Source organism: bacterium (assembly GCA_021372615.1).
Taxonomy (GTDB): Bacteria; Armatimonadota; Zipacnadia; order Zipacnadales; family UBA11051; genus JAJFUB01.
On the sequence record JAJFUB010000126.1, the window covers coordinates 1 to 1813 of the forward strand.

Consider the following 1813-nt stretch of genomic DNA (forward strand, 5'->3'; position numbering starts at 1 on the left):
CGCCGTCAAACTCACCCACCGCCTCGCCGCAGGTCCGACCGGCGCCGCTCTTCAGGCAGAGTCCACCCAAGGCGTCCTCTATGTCAGCCCCGGCTGGCAGTTCACTGACCGCGACTCCTGCCTCAGCTTCGACTTCTGCTCTATCGGCCCCGCCGAGCCGTACTATATCCAGGTACTTGTCACGACCGCCGACGGCAAAGAGTATGGCGCGATGCCGTCCCTGCGCCCGAAGCTCAACCAGTGGGTCCACGTGGACCTTCCGCTGGCCCGCAGCTTCCGCCAGGCCGTCAGCGGTGCCCAGATCACGCGCCTGTGGATCGGTCAGAAGCGCGCCGAGGGTGCCGAAGGCCGGGCTCACGCGCTACTGCTCGACAACGTGACCCTCACCGACAACGTGCCACAGGTCCAGGAACGCGACCTCTTCATCACCGCCAGCCGCCTCCCCGCCGCGCCCACGATTGACGGCCAACTCGATGAGCCGGCTTGGAGGTCTGTCGCGCCCCTCGGTAGTTTCGCCGACTTCGACGCCCGCCCTTGCGCCCAACCTGTCGCCCTCCGTGTGGGCTATGACGCCATGCATCTCTACCTTGCCATGCAGAGTGCGGACGATCCCGCAAAGCTAATAGCCCGCGAGACGCAGCCCGACGGTCCGGTATGGGGCGACGACTCCTTCGAGGTCTTCCTCGACCCTGACCGCTCTGGCAACAGCTACCTGCAACTAGCCACCAACCCCCTCGGCACTCCCTACAGCCAGCACGGCATGCGCGACAAGAACGGGACCGCCAAGCTCGATCTGTCGTGGGAGCCCAAATGGCAGGTGCGCGCCGTGCGCACGTCCACCGGCTGGAGCGCCGAGATGGCCATTCCCTTCGCCGACCTCGGCCGCGGCCCGGGAGGCGCCTGGGCCCTGCAAGTCGGCCGGAATCGCCCTAAGGGCACCAGTTGCTCGCTCTTCGCGCGCCAGAAGGACTGGTGCAATCCCGCCGAATGGGGCCTGCTCATCTTCGGCGAGCAGCCCCAGGCCTTGACCGTCACATCACTGCTCGACCAGACACTGGCGGGCAGCGTCTCCGGCGCCTCAACCCTCCGTTGCGACGCAGTCAAACGCGGCGGCGAGACAACTACCACCGAACAGTCCGTCAGTACCGTCCCCTTCGTGATGCCCTTCAGGCTGGCCGAAACCGGCAAGCAGGACCTCTACGTCAAGCTGCTCTCGGGCGGCAGGCCAGTCTCCCAGTTCCGCTATGCCCTCCCGCAGACTGCTGATGTGCAGGTGCATCGGCCCCAGGTACTCGCGGCCACGCCGCGCTTCCTGCTCTGGTCGCTCAGCCCCACCCACAAAGTCCTGCTGACCGACCGCATAGCGCCCACCGCGCCGCGCCCTGTCCTTGAACTGCAGGCCGCTCGCAACCAGACCCGCGCCTTGCAGATCGGCCTGACGCCCCGCCAGACGCCCCTGCGCGGCCTGCGGCTGCAATTCGACGAGCTCACCTCGGCACAGGGCAAGCTGTCTGCCCAGTGCTTGCGCCTCAATAACGTCGGCTACGTTACCATCAAGACTCCCTCCGACCAGACCACCTTTGCGGGGGACTGGCCCGACCCGCTGCTGCCCCCGACGCCCGTGGACGCCACAGGCCCCGCACACGTTGTCTTCTGGCTGACGGTCGCAGTTCCACGCGATGCAAAGCCCGGCGTCTATCAGGGCAAAGCCCATCTTCTCGGCGAGGGCGTCAGTGAAGACTTCGATTTGCGCCTGCGGGTGCTCAAGTACGAGCTTCCCGATCTCAGCCGCCTCCGCGTCGCCGCCGATGTC

At 66.8% G+C, this 1813-nt stretch carries 1 protein-coding gene; it reads left to right on the top strand.

Going from position 1 to position 1813, the window contains the following annotated elements; translation table 11 throughout:
• Window positions 1-1813: hypothetical protein (locus LLH23_18935; GenBank protein ID MCE5240540.1), on the top strand; the 1813-nt coding region annotated here is incomplete at both ends.